This window comes from Amycolatopsis sp. NPDC051106 (genome assembly GCF_040682775.1).
Taxonomy (GTDB): Bacteria; Actinomycetota; Actinomycetes; order Mycobacteriales; family Pseudonocardiaceae; genus Amycolatopsis.
The window spans coordinates 43,466-58,266 of the sequence record NZ_JBFBBQ010000004.1; the positions used below are offsets into that span (position 1 = coordinate 43,466).

Genomic DNA, 14,801 nt, shown 5'->3' on the forward strand with positions numbered 1-14,801 from the left:
CGTCACGCGAAAGAGGCCCCTCGGTTCCGAGGGGCCTCTTCGTGTTTCAGCGGGTCAGTGCGCCAGGGCGAGAGCCGGGGCGGCGTCCGCCTCAGCGTCCGCGCGCTGCTCCATCGCCGACTTGTCCGACAGCGGCTTCTCCTTGAGGAACCACACCAGCGCGAAGCCGACGGTCAGCACGATCCCGCCAACCAGGAACACCGTGCTCATCGACTCGGCGAAGCCCTGCAGGATCGGCCGCGCCAGCGTCGGGTCGAGCGTGGACAGGAACGACGTGTCGTTGACGTCCAGGCCGCTCTTCATCTGCTGCGCGAACTCCGGGTGCTGGGCCAGCGCCGAGGTGTAGGCCGGCGTGGTCATCGCCGAGCGGACGGCGTTGGCGATCTTGTCGCCGACCGTGCCGAACAGGATCGACAGGAACACCGCGGTGCCCGCCGTGCCGCCGATCTGCCGGAAGAACGTCGCCGCCGAGGTGGCGACGCCGATGTCCTGCGGGCGGACGTCGTTGGTCGCGGCCAGCACCAGCGTCTGCATCGAGGCGCCGAGGCCGAGGCCGATCACGAAGGCGATCACCATGACCAGGCTCAGCGAGGTGTCGACGGTGATCGTCGCCAGCGCGAACAGCGCCGCCGCCATCAGGCCGATCCCGGCCACCGCGAACATCTTGTACCGGCCGGTGCGGGAGATCACCACGCCGCTGCCGAGGCTCGCGAGCATGATGCCGAGCGTCAGCGGGAGCATCTGCAGGCCGGCCTGGGTCGGCGTCGCGCCCTTGACGATCTGCAGGTACAGCGGCAGCGACATCATCGCGCCGAACATCCCGGCGCCCTGCACGACCGTGACGAGCGTGGACATCCGGAACACGGGGGCCTTGAACAGGCGCAGCGGCAGCAGGGCGGCGTCGCCCATCCGGCGTTCGATCCACACGAAGGCGGTCACGCCCAGCGCGCCGACGGCGTACATCGCGATCGAGGCGGCGGAGCCCCAGCCCCACTCCCGGCCCTGCTCGGCCACGACCAGCAGCGGCACCAGGCCCACGGCCAGCGCCACGGCGCCCCAGTAGTCGACCTTCTGGTCGACGCGGGTGTGCGGGAGGTTCAGCACCTTGGTGACGACGGCCAGCGCGGCGAGCGCGATCGGGACGTTGACCAGGAAGACCCAGCGCCAGCCGGTGATGCCCGCGAAGGTGTCGATGCCGGCGAAGAAGCCGCCGACGACGGGGCCGGCGACGCTCGAGATGCCGAACACCGCCATGAAGTAGCCCTGGTAGCGGCTGCGCTCACGCGGCGCGGTGATGTCGGTGATGATCGCGAGCGCCAATGACATCAGGCCACCGGCACCGAGGCCCTGGAACGCGCGGAACGCGGCGAGCTCGTACATCGACGTGGCCATGCCGCTGGCCAGCGAGCCGACCAGGAACAGCGAGATCGCCGTCAGGTACATGGGCTTGCGGCCGTAGAGGTCGGACAGCTTGCCGTACAGCGGCGTCGAGAGCGTCGCGGTGATGAGGTACGCCGTGGTGGCCCAGGCCTGCAGTGACAGGCCGTGGAGCTCGTCGGCGATGGTGCGCATCGACGACGAGACGATCGTCTGGTCGAGCGCGGCGAGGAACATGCCGAGCATCAGCCCGGACAGGACGGTCAGGATCTGGCGGTGGGACAGTTTGCCGTTCGTCGCGGCTGCTCCTTCCGCCGTGGTGGTGTCGCTCATGGTGGTCTCCCTTGGTAAGCCTTCACCGTAGTTGCTTGTACCTGCCAACTACTTGCCTCAACCAAGTATTCCCCCAAAGCTTGTATGATGCAACCAACTTTACTGTGACCCACGTCTCCCAGCCCCCCGAACGCCCTGAAGGCCACCATGAGGGCATCCAGGTCCCTCATGGTGGCCTTCAGAAGCTTCGCGTCAGACGGAGTAACCCGGGATCGGGAACGGCGCCAGGAATTCGCGGATCTCCGCGGCGATCGAGTCCAGCGAGGATTCGTCGGCCGCCGCGGCCGCCGTCACCGTGCGGTCGATCCACTCCGCCACCTGGACCTGGTGCTCCGGCCGCAGACCGCGGGTGGTGATCGCGGACGTGCCGAGGCGGATGCCCGACGGGTCGAACGGCTTGCGCGGGTCGAACGGCACCGTGTTGTAGTTCAGCTCGATGCCCGCGCGGTCCAGGGCCTGCGCGGCCGGCTTGCCCGCGACCGCCTTGTTCGTCAGGTCGATCAGCAGCAGGTGGTTGTCCGTGCCGCCGGACACGAGGTCGTACCCGCGCGCCAGCAGGGCGTCGGCCAGCGCCTTGGCGTTCGCGACGATCGTGTGCGCGTACTCGGAGAAGTCCGGGCGTTGCGCTTCGCCGAGGGCGACGGCGATCGCGGCCGTCGTGTGGTTGTGCGGGCCGCCCTGCAGGCCCGGGAACACCGCCTTGTCGACGGCCTTCGCGTGGTCGGCGTCCGACAGGATCATCGCGCCGCGCGGACCGCGGAGGGTCTTGTGCGTCGTCGTCGTGATCACCTGCGCGTGGCCGACCGGCGACGGGTGCGCGCCGCCCGCGACCAGCCCGGCGATGTGCGCGATGTCGGCGACGAGCACCGCGTCCACCTCGCGCGCGATCTCGGCGAACGCCGGGAAGTCGATCGTGCGCGGGATGGCCGTGCCGCCGGCGAAGATCAGCTTCGGCCGGTGCTGGCGCGCCAGGTCGCGCACCTGGTCGAGGTCGACGCGGCCGGTTTCCTTCGCGACGCCGTACCGCACCGGGGTGAACCACTTGCCGGTCGCGGAGACGCTCCAGCCGTGCGTGAGGTGGCCGCCGTCCGGCAGCGCCATGCCGAGCACCGTGTCGCCCGGCTGCGCGAACGCGAGGTACACGGCCAGGTTCGCCGGAGACCCGGAGTACGGCTGGACGTTCGCGTGGTCGGCACCGAAGACGGCCTTCGCGCGCTCGATGGCGAGCAGCTCGACCTGGTCGATGAACTGCTGGCCCTCGTAGTAGCGCTTGCCCGCGTAGCCCTCGGAGTACTTGTTGGTGAGCACGGTGCCGGTCGCTTCGAGCACGGCCTGCGAGACGTAGTTCTCCGACGCGATCAGGCGGATCTTGTCGTGCTGGCGCTGGGCTTCGTCCTCGACGAGCCCGGCGATCGCGGGGTCGGCGGCGGCGAGCGCGTTCAGTTTCGGCTGGTGTGTCATGGCGTACTCCGGCTCTGGAGTGGCCTTCACCCAGGCGCGCGGTGCCGGCCTCGTCGTCGCTTCCCGGTGGTGCTCCACCTCGATGGCGCCAGTCGCTGCTGCACGTAAGAGCCTAGTCCAGCACGACCGCGTGCCTCAGTCCACGACCGCGACGCCCATGGACCGGGCCGTGCCCGCGATCGTGCGCATCGCCCTCTCGACGTCGGGCGTGTTCAGGTCCGGCAGCTTGCGCTCGGCGATCTCCCGCAGCTGCTCCGTCGTGATCTTGCCCGCGACTTCGTGCCCCGGCCGCGAGGAACCCTTGTCCCCCAGCGCCTTCTTGATGAGGAACGACGTCGGCGGCGTCTTGAGCCGCAGCGCGAACGAACGATCCTCGAACACCGAGACGACCACCGGCACGATGTCGCCGCGCTGGGCCGCCGTCGCCGCGTCGTAGGCCTTCTTGATCTCGACGAGGTTGACCCCGGTCTGCCCCAGCATCTTGCCGAGGTCGACGACCGGGGCGTTGCCCGCACTGAGTTCGAGGGTGACCTGGTGGGTGAGTTTCTTCGGAGCCATGCCCCGAAGCTAGAGTCTCCAGCTACTGGAGAGTCAATCTCAATCCAGCGCCTCGACGCCGGCCTTGTGGCGCTTCGCCAGGTCTTGGTAGACGGGCGCGTTGTGCTCCACCCAGAGCCGTGCGGAGTCGGTGAGCGGCACGAACTTCTTGGCCGGGCTGCCCATCGCGACGACCTCGGACGGCACCTCGGTCCCCGGCGTCACGGTGGCGCCGGCCGCGACCAGCGTCCGCTCGCCGATCTTCGCGTCGTCCAGGATCGTGGAGCCGTTCCCGATCAAGGCCTGCTCGCCGACCGTGCAGTCGTGCACCAGGCACTGGTGGCCGACGGTGGCGTTCTTGCCGATCTCGCACACCTTGCCGACGTTGACGTGCACGACGGAGTTGTCCTGGATGTTGGCGCCTTCGCGGACGATGATCTTGCCGAAGTCGGCGCGCAGCACGGCGCCGTACCAGACCGAGGCGCCCTTCTCGACGACGACGTCGCCGATGAGGGTGGCGGTGGGCGCGATCCAGGCGTCCGGGTGGACCTGCGGGCGGAGCCCTTCGAACGAGAACAGAGGCATGCCCGCACCCTAGACCGCGCTGTGACATCCGAGGCTCCGCCTCGGGCCGGGGGCTACGCCACCCGGAACCCCCGGAAAGCACCGTGGGTCAGCCCGTGATCGCCGCGTTGATCAGGAGGTCGACGGCTTTGTCGTTGCGCGTGGTCTGCGGGACGATCTGGGTGTCGCGCGGGTAGAAGCCCGGGTTGCTGCCCTTCGGGTACATCTCGAAGGTGAAGCTCCAGATCTTGTGCGTCGCCCACATCCAGTCGTTGACGCTGCCGTCGGTGATGTAGAGGTCGCTGGACTGCTGCGGCGTGTAGCCGTTGGTCGCCGCCATCTGCTTGCCGAGCGTCTCGAACTTCGTCGCCTCGGCCGCCGTGAGCCCGGGCGCGGTCCGGTCGTAGGTGTAGCCGAACGGCCACAGCACCAGCTCGGAGTAGGTGTGGAAGTCGATGTGCGTCTTGATCTGCTGGGCGCCGCCGACCACGCGGGAACTCACCCAGTTCGAGACAGCCCGGGCCTCGGGGGCGGAGAACGCCGCCGTGCCGCGGTAGGTCTCGCTGGACGTCGAGCCCGACGAGCCGCCGCAGCAGCCCCACTTGTAGCCCCAGTTGCGGTTCGTGTCGGTGCCGCTGCCCTGGCGGTTCTTGCGCCAGCTGTGGAACGTGCCGCCGGAGATGTCGTACTCGGAGCCGTCCGGGTTGACGCTCGGGACGACCCAGATCTCGGTGCTGTCGACGAGCCGCTTGATCGCGCTGTCGGTGGCGTACCCGCTGGTCAGCCGCTGCACGATGCGCAGGCACATCTCGGTGGTGAGGTGCTCGCGCGCGTGCTGGTTGCAGGTGAACAGCACCTCGGGCTCGTTCTCGTCGGTCGCGGCGTTGTCGGAGATCTTGAGCAGCGAAAGCGCGCGGCCTTCGTACGAGGTGCCGGCGCTGCCGAGCTTCGTGAGCGACGGGTAGTTCGCGACGGCCTTCTGCAGCTCCGTCTGCGTCTCGGCGTAGGTGTGGTAGCCGGTGTAGCCGGCCGGGAAGTCCTCGACGGTCGCGCTGCCCTGCGGCCGGTCGACCGCGCCGAGCGCCTTGACGCCGAAGCCGAGCGCGCGCAGCTGGGCCGCTTCGCCCGGGTTGGCGATGACCGTCGTCGTGCCGTTCGTGCTGTCGAGGATGTCGGCACCGGTCTTCGCGACCTCGGTGCGCTGCTGGGCCGTGCCGGTGCCGGTCACCTCGTACACCTGCGGTCCGGCCGGCTGGGCGACGGCCTGGCCGCCGGTGGCGAGCATCAGAAGGACGGCCGCGGCCGCCGCCATGCACGTTCGTGGGCGCATCACGTCTCCTGCCCTCGGGGGTGCTTCGACCTTGGCGGGAGCCGGACGTACCGCGCAATCCGTACGTCTACGGATCTATGGGGCGTTGCTAGCCGTAGTTGGCGAAGCAGAGCGCCTCGATGTCGGCACGCAGTGTGGCGAACGGCCGCGGGCGCACCCGCTGCTGGACGACCGTGCCCAGCAGGTACGACAGCAGCGCGCGGGCCCGGGCGCGCGGGTCGTCGACGTCGAGCGGGGCGAGCAGCTCGGCCAGCAGCTCGGTGAGCGATGTGAGCATGACGTCGATGGCTTGCGGGTGCTGCGCGCGGCCGGCCGCGATCCAGTACTCGAACCAGAGGAACGCCGCGTTCGGGTTGGCGGCGAAGACGCTCAGGTACTCCTCGAGGACGGCGAAGAGGCGCTTGCGGGGCTCGTCGTGCTTCGCGGCGACCTCGCGCAGCGCCGCGGCGAAGGCGGTGATGTGCGCGGCCATGGCGCGGTCGATGAGGACGTCGATGTCGGCGAAGTAGTAGTGGATCGCGCTCTTGGTGAGCGGTCCGGCGTCGGCGATGGCCCGCACGGTGCACCCGGCGAGCCCGTCGCGCGCGAGGACGACGCGGGCGGCTTCGACGATCTGTTCCTGCTTGGCCAGCTGGTTGGGAGAGAGCCGCTCGCTGCGACCGGGGACTGCGCTCACGGTGATTCTCGTTACCTTCTTCCTGGACGGCAGCCCCGAATCCTAGGGCAGACGTCCTGCGGGTGGCCTCGGGGTGAAAAACCGGATTGGCCACCCCGGTCTTGTCGGCGGACAATGCGCGCATGGTGATCTCAGGGGACAAGGGGCTCAGCCCGGCTGCGCGCAGCCAGCTGGAGAAGGAAATCGCGAACCTGCGCGCTCAACGCGAAGCGCTGGCGCCGCAACCCGGCGAGCAGGAGCGCACGGGCGACGCGGCGGACCAGGCAGACGTGATCGACCGCGCGGAGGCGGCGGCCCGGCTCGACCGCCAGATCGCGGATCTGGCCGCGAAGATGGAACACGGCGGCTACGGCAACGCCCAGCTCCCCGACGGAACAACGGTGACCCTCCGCTTCTCGGACGGCGACGAAGAGACGTTCCAGGTGGTGACGGTCCCGGGCGAAGACGCGGACGCGATCACCTCCGACAGCCCCCTGGGCCTGGCCTTGGTGGGCCGCAAGGCGGGCGACGAGATCACCTACCGAACCCCCCGAGGCGACGCAAAGGCCACGGTCCTGAAGGTAACACCCCCGAAGTAAGAGTCCGACCCCTCGACAAGGCCGCCTCCCCGGAGGCGGCCTTCGTCGTCTTTTGACCCATAAGGGTGGTTCTGCCAAACAAATCCGGCGGCCGACACGAGAAGGCAACCACGGCGGGGGGCCGGGGGCGGAGCCCGCCGGGCGGGGCGCGGGGCGGAGCCCGCCGGGCGGGGCGCGGGGCGGAGCCCCGCAAGATACGCGAAGCAAGAAAAGGCCCCTGCCCTCCAGGGGCAGGGGCCAACCACTTGCTGAGCCGCCTAGGGGAATCGACCCCCCGACCTATTCATTACAAGCGGAATTCGTCACTTGTTCCCTTGTCCGCAGAGCTCTGACCTGCACGTCCATCGTCCATGAACGTCCGCGCACATCCGGGGCTAGTCACCCAGTTAGACACCCACCCCAGACCAAAAGAGGCTGGAACAGCGCTAAGTGGAGTGCCTGTCCACTTACTCACACCTAAAACCGCAGGTCAGACAGAGTGGAGTGACAGGGTGACAGGTGTGACAGCCTCGACACCTCACGAGTGTCACTCGGCCATGCTTGACGATGCGCGCGAGTCGCCGCCGAAAATCGGCCCTACGAGCGCCGACTGGCCATCGCGGTCACAACCCCCACCAAACGCACTCGCGTTCGCTCGCGTACGGCCTCTCAGGCCGCCGAATTTGGCGCGTTCCGCCGCCTGGGCCAGCCGGCCCGGGGCTCATGCCACGACAGCTACCAGAGTAGCGACTACCAGACCCGGCGGGCTCGTTCCGCCGCAGAAAGGAGCGGGCCGCTATCCACCTGCAACGTGGCCTCCTCGATGCCGCGGTCGAGCCAGCGAACGACGAACGTCAGCGGCCCCTCGGGCGGCAACGGCCGTAGGTGAACCTGCTGACGCAGTGATCGCTTTCCCGCCTGAGTGACTCCCGGATCCAGCGTCGGCCCGCTAGTCAGCCGACGATCGTGCTCAAGTCGGTCGACGTTGGTAGCGGCCGTGCCGTCAGAAAAAGCCACGCCGAACAGCAGGCCGGTTTCACCCACCTCTTCCTGGTGGGCCGGGTGGCGCATCACCTGCGGCAATGACTCACCCACAGCCAGGTCCTCTCGCAGCAGCACCACGACGGTCAGAGTGATTCCGGCCGGCCACACTGCCGCGCTCTCGATCGCGACACAGGCATGATCACTTCGGACCAGACGGTCTTCGATCGGCACGACGGCCGGCAGGAAGTCCCCCGCAGGCGGAGTCCAAAGCTGCGGCATTCGGGTTCCGACCACTTCGAAGAAGCTGGTAGCCATGGCACAACCTTTCGAACGACACGCTGACCCGAACGATGCCGGGCGACGAACAGCAAGTGTATCCGTCGCCCGACACCGACCTTACTACTAGATGAACGGGGGGAAATACGCGTCGGTCGACCTCAAGGGGCAGTATGCCTCAACATCGCCAATCACTGTACATTGCTCCCACGGCGGTCCTGTCCAATACCAGCCGCCGGGCAGAAACATTGTAATAACATTCGTCGCATAGTAGGTTCCCGAACAAACTTGCTCAGGCTGGATACAGTATCCTACAGTCGAAGAAGTACAGTTGTTGCTATTCACGCAGACGTCTGGTTCGGCATCCGTGAGCGTGCGCCCGTCAATGAAAAGCGACGACGCCGCACTCCGTGAGCAATCCATTCAAATAATGCGCGGTAGTAGTGAACTGAATTCTCCCCTCGCAGCCGCCGCCAGGAGGGTCGGTCTCCAAAGAATTCGTACTCGCGCCAGCCTTCTTGATACCAGCCTTGAAGTGCGCAGTCGTGACCGATTTCTTCTCGACACTCACAGGCTGAGAATCCTCGCTTGCATGCGCCACTCCGGCAAGTCCCACCGAGGACAGCAGCAGAAGCAAGCTTGCAAGTACTACTCTCATCATCGAAAATGGCAGGCTTCTTCGAATCCTTCTCACTTCCCTATTTCCCCTCTTTCAAGAGTCAACCAACCGTCGACGACTTCAAGGCAAGCACAAGATTCTCTCACCAGGACACCGCCGATTGAGTGACTAGATCACCTCAATAACCCAGGAAACGATTCAACGAAAGGACAGAGCTTTTCGTCGTGATGCTCGCCCAGAAACCGAAGATTCGTAGATTTTCCGCAATTCTCGAAGGAACTTTGCAACCTCTAACACCGCCAGGCGGGCGCCAGACACGCCCGGAGCAACGCGCCGTCGCTCTTCTGCAACGCATCGAACTTATCGAACCGCCTCCGGTTCTTGCGTGACACCCAGCCCTCGAAGTGCAGGCAAGAAGGCGTCCCAGCCAGTTGAGAGGCTCCCTCTGACGCCGGCTCGCCAACGTTGGGCAACTGCTCAACCAACCACAACCGCGCTGCCGCGTTAGGTCGCGTACGGCGCCCTCACACCGCCGAATTCGGCGCATTCCGCGACCTGAAGCGCTCGTACGCGGTTCACTCTCACACCTGTTACTCGTTTCGCTCCGCACCTGATTTCCACCAGGCGCCGCCGATAACATCCTTTGCGGCAGGCTCTACGTGCACCGTTTTCGCCGGCACGAGCCGGGAAAGGTCCCCGGTCGGGACAAGCCCCACCGCTCGGACTGCCTCGATCCGCTGAAGGGCGATGCGCCGCCCATCACTGCTGCGTTCACGCCATGTCGCACCCGCTGCCGGAGTCCGCGAAGCCGTACAAGACCGGCGGGCACATGCAGGTCTCCGTCGCCCGCGTCCGCGATGCCATCGCGGAGCGTGACGAAGACGGCGAGTTCGACGGCGACGAGACCGAGGGAGCCGAGTAAGGGAGGCCGCAAAGTCCGGGGAGTTCTCCCTCATTGCCTCCCCGGACTCGCCTCCCTCACCTGACCAGTATCGAAGCTGACCAGGGAGGCGAGAGACCCACTCCCGCCAACCACCTGCCGGCCGGCGCGCCGAAGCTGGGCAAGTCGTGGCTGTCGCTCGGCATGGGCGCCGGCATCGCCAACGGCGTGCCGGTGCTGGGCTCGATCGAGGTAGAGCGCGGCCCGGTCATGTACTGCGCCCTGGAGGACACGGGTCGGCGGTTGCAGCGCCGCCGGCGGCAGATGCTCGCCTCCGGCGGCGAGGCCGCGCCAATGCTCACCCTCGAAACCGCCTGCCCCACCATGACCAACGGCGGAGACGCCGTGCTGGTCGAGTGGCTGGAGGAGAACCCACACGCCCGGCTGGTCATCATCGACACCTACGAGAAGATGCGCGGCTCCGACGCAACGGGCCTCTCCGCCTACGCCGGCGACTACGCCGCGGCTGGCCGGTTCAAGCAGCTCGCCGGCCACTACAGCGTCCCGTTCCTGCTCATCCACCACGTCCGCAAGCAGGGCGCGGAGGACTGGCAGAACCTCGTCTCCGGCACCAACGGGCTCACCGGTGCCGTTGACGCCACGCTCGTACTCGAGCGTGGCCGTGGGCAGGCGGACGGGGTGCTGCACGTGACCGGCCGCGACGTCGAAGAGGCCGACTACGCGATGACGTTCGACGCCACCGCCGGTAGGTGGACCAAGCTCGACGGGCCGGCCGCCGATCACCTGGTGGGCGACACCCGCGCACAGATCCTCCGCCTGCTCCGCGACCACGGGCCGCTCACCCCGAAGGCGATCGCCGAAGCGCTCGACGCCAACCCGGGCAGCATCCGCCAGACCTGCAAGCGCATGGGCGATGCCGGCCAGCTCGCCCGCACCGTGGACGGCATCTACAGCGCGCCGGGCGCGAGTGACAGCGGTGCCGCGCCCAGCCTGTCACAGCTGTCACCGGTGTCACTCCAGGCCGCTGACCAGCCCAAACCCGAGTGACACCCCGAGTGACACCTACCGAAAGGAGCGCCTGTGTTCATCGCCTCCACCCACCTGCAGCACGACCCGAGGGGACACACACCCGATGGACGCCACCATCACGCCGACCGCGGTACCCGCGCGGCACCTGTACACGGTCGAAGAAGCCAAGCGCCTGCTTTCCATGAGCCGTTCGGTGATCTACGAGCAATTGCGCGCCGGCCGCCTCGGGTCCGTGAAGCAGGGCCGGGCACGGCTCATTCCAGCGAAAGCCATTCAGCAGTACGTGGATCTTCTCATCAGCGAAGCGGAGGTGACCGGCTATGGCCACGCGGCGTAGTCGTGGGGACGGCGGACTCTACTGGGACGAGTCGCGCCAACGCTGGACGGCAGAGGTCACCGTCGGGTTCGGGCCGAACGGTAAGTGCGACGTGCGGAAAGCACACGGCAAGACGAAGACGGAAGCCAAGAACAAGCTCAAGGAACTGCTCAGCGACATCGAAGAGGACGCGGCCAACGCGTCGGCCGGCTACACGGTCGCGCAGGCGGTGAACGACTGGCTGGACGGCTACGAACGGGGTGAGTGGGACCCGAACACGGTCAAGGCCGTCCGGTCGCTGGCGAACAACCACATCATCCCGGCGATCGGCGCTCGACCGCTGGTGAAGCTCGACGTGGACGACGTCGAGGAGTGGCTAGCGGCGAAGGCGGAAGTGCTGGTCACCTCGACCCTGCGCAATCTCCGCTCCATCCTCCGGAGGGCGATCAATCGCGCTCAGGTGCGCAAGCGGTTCGGCACAACGTGGTGCTGTTGTGCGAAGAGCTGCCGGCTGGCAAGGGGACCGGCAGGCCGTCGAAGGCGCTCACGCTCGCACAGGCCGAAGCGGTGCTCACCGCGGCGGAGTCGTCGCCGATGCGCGCCTACATCGTGGTGTCGCTGCTGACCGGCGCGCGGACCGAGGAGATGCGCCCGCTGACGTGGGATCACGTGGACCTGGTCGGCAAGCCGGGCGCATCGCCGGCGATCCCGCCGAACGTCAAGGTGTGGCGTTCGGTCCGCGCCAAAGGCGAGACGAAGACGCGGAAGTCCCGGCGCACGCTGGCGCTGCCTGAGCGGGCCAGTGAGGGCACTGGAGGACCACCGGCTGGCTCAGAACGCCGTCAGGTCTGTCGCGGGCGACGACTGGCGTGAACAGGGCCTGGTCTTCGCGACCAACGTCGGCACCGAGCGGGACGTCAACAACGTCCGGCGGGACTTCCGCCGAGTGATCAAGGCGGCCGGGCTCAAGCCGACGCAGTGGACGCCCCGGGAGCTGCGACACAGCTTCGTCTCGATCCTCTCGGACGGCGGGATGCCGATCGAGGAGATCTCGCGGTTGGTCGGGCACAGCAGCACCGCTGTGACGGAGCTGGTCTACCGGAAGCAGATCAGGCCGGTGGTCGAGTCGGGTGCGAGGGCGATGGACCGGCTATTCCCCGCGACGAGAGAACATGTGGAGCCTTCTCAGTCCGCGGACCATGCGCCTTAACCACCTAACAGCCGAGGTCAGCCCCCATCCGAGTCGGCGGGTGGGGGCCGGCCTCGCCGGACGCGCTCGGCTAGAAGGTGACCACCGGCCTACCGCTTCTCGAAGACCTTCGCCACGAACTCAGCCGCGGCCCGAACCATCTCGGGGTCCTTCTGCTCCAGGGCGAGCACACCGAACATGAACGCGCCGACGAGCGCGAGCACGGCCAATGTGTGCTTTTTCCTCACGAGCGCGACCACCACGCACGCGCAGAACAGCACGAGCAGCGCACTCGCAGCGACGATTCCGACCACTTCCACGGCCGTCTCCTTGCATCCTGACTGGCACGCGAGCGCGCAGCACTCACGTCTTCAGGTATTGGGGTGGGAAGCCGCGACGTCAGGCAGGAGCCGACCGCGGCGCGCCGTCCTCCGAACTGGCCAGGGTCGGAGCGGCGGTGTCGACAACGGTAGCCGCCAGGCGCCGGGGGTGGCCCTCGAAATGCCTGTCAGTTGCTCGGTACAGACCCCGTAGCGTCGCCAACCTTGCTCGCGCTGCCCTTACAAGTACTTAGGCCCCGCTGCTGTCTAAGAGAGCCGGGGCCTAAGCGTCAGCTTCCCCTCGCCGGGTGATCTTGCGGAACTTTCTTCTCCCACCGACCAGGCGTCTTAGTCACCCACTTAGTCACCCACCAGACAACTCAGGCCCCATCCGAAGACTCTCGGATGGGGCCTGACCTGCGGAGCCGCCTGGGGGAATCGAACCCCCGACCTATTCATTACGAGTGAATCGCTCTGGCCGACTGAGCTAAGGCGGCATGTCTCCGGCTCGCGCTGGCGACGACGACAAGTGTAGCGGAGGCTGTCTGCGTCACTTTCCGGGGGGACTGTCGTTAGGGCCCTATGACGTCGGTCTCATCCGCCGACCGACCTATCTGGAGGCTCTGGCACATGCGGCGAAGACTGCCCCGTTCGGTGGCCCTGCCGGCGGCTGCGGCGTTGCTCCTGCTCAGCGCGGCGCCGGCGAATGCCGATCCGACTTATCCGACTACGCCGATTCCGCAGCCGGCGAACCCGGGGCAGGCGCCGATCTCGGCGCCGATCGGGCCGCAGCCGCTGGGGCAGGCCGTCGGGGATGCGGGGACCGCGCTCGGCATCATCCGGTTGCTGCCGAATGCCGTGCCGACGAAGACGATCCTGCCCGGGTTCGGCGACACCTTGCCGAAGCAGTCGGCGCTCGAGGCCGGGATGGGCCTCTCGAGCGCGTCGGCGAACTCCGACGCCTACCTGAGCTACGAGAAGGCGATCGCGCAGGCGTCGCCGTTCGGGCTGTCGGTGGGCGGGAACGCGCCGCAGACGCCGGGCAGTGTCGTGCAGACCGCGTTGCCGGACAACCCGCAGCCGATCAGCGGTGGGCTGAACGCGCCGCCGAATCCGCTGCTGAACGTGGGGCTGCTCAACGGGAGCGCGCACGCGCGGTGGAGCCCGACGCTCGGTCCGTGCGTCGACACCATCGCGGACGCGAGCACGTCGGTCGCGAGCCTGTCGCTGCTGAACGTCATCCCGTCGATGCCGAACCTGGGCCTCGACAAGCTCGCTCTGGACCCGAGCACGCTCGCGAAGGGCTTCGACCTGTCCAAGGGCTTGCAGAGCCTCGGCGGGCTGCTGCAGGGCGGTGGCCAGACCGCGGCGAACGGCACCGGCTCGCTGCTGAGCCTGCCGAACACGCTGTCGTCGCGTTCGCAGGTGAAGCTGGTCGACGTCCCGGGCTCGAAGAACAAGGCCGTGCAGTCGACGTCGACGCTGCAGGCCGCGGACATCGAGATCCTCAAGGGGACGCCACTGGCGCTGAGCATCAAGGTGGCCAGCCAGCCGACGCTGAAGGTGACCTCCACCGGCGACGCGAAGACGTCCAAGGTGGACTACACCGCGCCGGTGCTGACCATCGAGGCGGCCGGCAAGACGCTGTACACGCTGGACGCGGCGCACCCGACGAAGGACATCCCGATCGGGCTGCCGCTGGCCGGGCTGAGCGACCAGTTCGGGCAGCTCAACGACATCCCGGTGGTCGGCGGCCTGGTCTCGACGCTCACCAAGGGCATCCAGCAGGTCGGCAACACCGCGGGGACCGTGCTGGACCTCGGGGTCCTGCGGTTGAGCATCGCCGGGCTGGACCAGAAGTCGGCGCAGATGACGACGCCGTTCAAGGGCTTCCAGCTGGGTGCGTCGGCGCGGCTGTTCGACCTGCAGCTGCTGCCCACGACCAAGCTCAAGAGCCTGCTGCCCGCCGACCAGGCGAAGAACCTGCCGTCGTCGCTGGCGCAGCTGTCGCTCGGCGAGCAGGTCGCGCGGGCCTACGCGCCGACCGGCGGGGTGGTCTGCGGGACGACGTCGGCCCCGCCCGCGGGTGGTCAGGCACCGAAGGGACCGGTGAAGAACCTCGCCTACACCGGCGGCGCGTACGACACGGTGCCGCTCTTCTGGACGGGCACCGCGATGCTGCTGCTCGGCGTGGTCATGGTGGCCGCGATGCCGGGCGCGCGACGTCGCCCGCTGGCCGTGGCGGCCGAGGAGAAGCCGTTCAAGCCGTCACCGCGTCCGCGCGAGTGACCTGAGGCAGCCCCGGGGGCAGTGAAGGAACCCGCCGAGAGCT

The 14,801-nt window shown here is 67.8% G+C and carries 15 protein-coding genes and 1 tRNA gene; 7 read left to right on the top strand and 9 right to left on the bottom strand.

Annotated features, from left to right (window positions below; genetic code table 11):
* Positions 1 to 54 precede the first annotated feature (54 nt).
* From AB0M83_RS04670 to AB0M83_RS04695, 6 genes are all read right to left on the bottom strand, one after another.
* Positions 55 to 1,710 carry an MDR family MFS transporter gene (locus AB0M83_RS04670; protein WP_364512464.1) on the bottom strand — a complete coding sequence of 552 codons (1,656 nt, stop codon included), beginning with the start codon at positions 1,708 to 1,710 and terminating at the stop codon, positions 55 to 57.
* Between the two features lie 192 nt (positions 1,711 to 1,902).
* A complete protein-coding gene (glyA, locus tag AB0M83_RS04675) occupies positions 1,903 to 3,171 on the bottom strand; it encodes a serine hydroxymethyltransferase (RefSeq protein ID WP_364512466.1) in 1,269 nt (422 codons plus the stop codon).
* Between the two features lie 135 nt (positions 3,172 to 3,306).
* Complete coding sequence (gene rplK / locus AB0M83_RS04680; RefSeq protein WP_364512468.1) at positions 3,307 to 3,729, bottom strand: 50S ribosomal protein L11; 423 nt, start codon at positions 3,727 to 3,729, stop codon at positions 3,307 to 3,309.
* Between the two features lie 39 nt (positions 3,730 to 3,768).
* The gene (locus AB0M83_RS04685) at positions 3,769 to 4,293 is read right to left on the bottom strand and encodes a gamma carbonic anhydrase family protein (RefSeq protein WP_364512471.1); all 525 of its coding nucleotides are present in this window, start codon (positions 4,291 to 4,293) and stop codon (positions 3,769 to 3,771) included.
* Between the two features lie 88 nt (positions 4,294 to 4,381).
* Complete coding sequence (locus AB0M83_RS04690) at positions 4,382 to 5,584, bottom strand: M14 family metallopeptidase (RefSeq protein ID WP_364512954.1); 1,203 nt, start codon at positions 5,582 to 5,584, stop codon at positions 4,382 to 4,384.
* A gap of 106 nt (positions 5,585 to 5,690) precedes the next feature.
* A complete protein-coding gene (locus AB0M83_RS04695; RefSeq protein WP_364512473.1) occupies positions 5,691 to 6,278 on the bottom strand; it encodes a TetR family transcriptional regulator in 588 nt (195 codons plus the stop codon).
* 122 nt (positions 6,279 to 6,400) lie between these two features.
* On the opposite strand from AB0M83_RS04695, the gene AB0M83_RS04700 reads away from it, so the two are divergent.
* Positions 6,401 to 6,856 carry a GreA/GreB family elongation factor gene (locus tag AB0M83_RS04700; RefSeq protein ID WP_364512476.1) on the top strand — a complete coding sequence of 152 codons (456 nt, stop codon included), beginning with the start codon at positions 6,401 to 6,403 and terminating at the stop codon, positions 6,854 to 6,856.
* 729 nt (positions 6,857 to 7,585) lie between these two features.
* Here AB0M83_RS04700 and AB0M83_RS04705 read toward each other — a convergent pair.
* Positions 7,586 to 8,134 carry a hypothetical protein gene (locus tag AB0M83_RS04705; RefSeq protein WP_364512479.1) on the bottom strand — a complete coding sequence of 183 codons (549 nt, stop codon included), beginning with the start codon at positions 8,132 to 8,134 and terminating at the stop codon, positions 7,586 to 7,588.
* A gap of 1,358 nt (positions 8,135 to 9,492) precedes the next feature.
* Here AB0M83_RS04705 and AB0M83_RS04710 point away from each other — a divergent pair.
* From AB0M83_RS04710 to AB0M83_RS04730, 5 genes are all read left to right on the top strand, one after another.
* Positions 9,493 to 9,636, top strand: coding sequence for a hypothetical protein (locus AB0M83_RS04710; protein ID WP_364512481.1), 144 nt, complete (start codon positions 9,493 to 9,495; stop codon positions 9,634 to 9,636).
* Between the two features lie 33 nt (positions 9,637 to 9,669).
* On the top strand, positions 9,670 to 10,662 hold the full coding sequence (locus AB0M83_RS04715; protein ID WP_364512484.1) for an AAA family ATPase: 993 nt from the start codon (positions 9,670 to 9,672) through the stop codon (positions 10,660 to 10,662).
* 85 nt (positions 10,663 to 10,747) lie between these two features.
* Positions 10,748 to 10,981: a helix-turn-helix domain-containing protein gene (locus AB0M83_RS04720; protein ID WP_364512487.1), complete on the top strand. Its 234-nt coding sequence runs from the start codon at positions 10,748 to 10,750 to the stop codon at positions 10,979 to 10,981.
* Entirely contained in the window at positions 10,965 to 11,585 is a 621-nt protein-coding gene (locus tag AB0M83_RS04725; RefSeq protein WP_364512490.1) for a hypothetical protein, read from the top strand. Before AB0M83_RS04720 ends, AB0M83_RS04725 begins: the two co-directional genes overlap by 17 nt.
* 177 nt (positions 11,586 to 11,762) lie before the next feature.
* Positions 11,763 to 12,170, top strand: a complete 408-nt coding sequence (locus AB0M83_RS04730) for a tyrosine-type recombinase/integrase (RefSeq protein ID WP_364512492.1) — start codon at positions 11,763 to 11,765, stop codon at positions 12,168 to 12,170.
* 89 nt (positions 12,171 to 12,259) lie between these two features.
* Here the strand turns inward: AB0M83_RS04730 and AB0M83_RS04735 are convergent, their stop codons facing one another.
* Entirely contained in the window at positions 12,260 to 12,469 is a 210-nt protein-coding gene (locus AB0M83_RS04735; RefSeq protein WP_360777549.1) for a hypothetical protein, read from the bottom strand.
* Positions 12,470 to 12,892: 423 nt separating this feature from the next.
* A tRNA-Thr gene (locus AB0M83_RS04740) sits at positions 12,893 to 12,966 on the bottom strand.
* 133 nt (positions 12,967 to 13,099) lie between these two features.
* Here AB0M83_RS04740 and AB0M83_RS04745 point away from each other — a divergent pair.
* Positions 13,100 to 14,758, top strand: coding sequence for a hypothetical protein (locus AB0M83_RS04745; RefSeq protein WP_364512495.1), 1,659 nt, complete (start codon positions 13,100 to 13,102; stop codon positions 14,756 to 14,758).
* Positions 14,759 to 14,801 lie beyond the last annotated feature (43 nt).

Coding starts and splice junctions, on each gene's coding strand:
- AB0M83_RS04705 (WP_364512479.1), bottom strand. CDS start 8,134: ATGGCTACCAGCTTCTTCGAAGTGGTCGGAACCCGAATGCCGCAGCTT.
- AB0M83_RS04690 (WP_364512954.1), bottom strand. CDS start 5,584: ATGGCGGCGGCCGCGGCCGTCCTTCTGATGCTCGCCACCGGCGGCCAG.
- AB0M83_RS04710 (WP_364512481.1), top strand. CDS start 9,493: ATGTCGCACCCGCTGCCGGAGTCCGCGAAGCCGTACAAGACCGGCGGG.
- AB0M83_RS04670 (WP_364512464.1), bottom strand. CDS start 1,710: ATGAGCGACACCACCACGGCGGAAGGAGCAGCCGCGACGAACGGCAAA.
- AB0M83_RS04685 (WP_364512471.1), bottom strand. CDS start 4,293: ATGCCTCTGTTCTCGTTCGAAGGGCTCCGCCCGCAGGTCCACCCGGAC.
- AB0M83_RS04745 (WP_364512495.1), top strand. CDS start 13,100: ATGCGGCGAAGACTGCCCCGTTCGGTGGCCCTGCCGGCGGCTGCGGCG.
- AB0M83_RS04700 (WP_364512476.1), top strand. CDS start 6,401: ATGGTGATCTCAGGGGACAAGGGGCTCAGCCCGGCTGCGCGCAGCCAG.
- AB0M83_RS04725 (WP_364512490.1), top strand. CDS start 10,965: ATGGCCACGCGGCGTAGTCGTGGGGACGGCGGACTCTACTGGGACGAG.
- glyA (WP_364512466.1), bottom strand. CDS start 3,171: ATGACACACCAGCCGAAACTGAACGCGCTCGCCGCCGCCGACCCCGCG.
- rplK (WP_364512468.1), bottom strand. CDS start 3,729: ATGGCTCCGAAGAAACTCACCCACCAGGTCACCCTCGAACTCAGTGCG.
- AB0M83_RS04720 (WP_364512487.1), top strand. CDS start 10,748: ATGGACGCCACCATCACGCCGACCGCGGTACCCGCGCGGCACCTGTAC.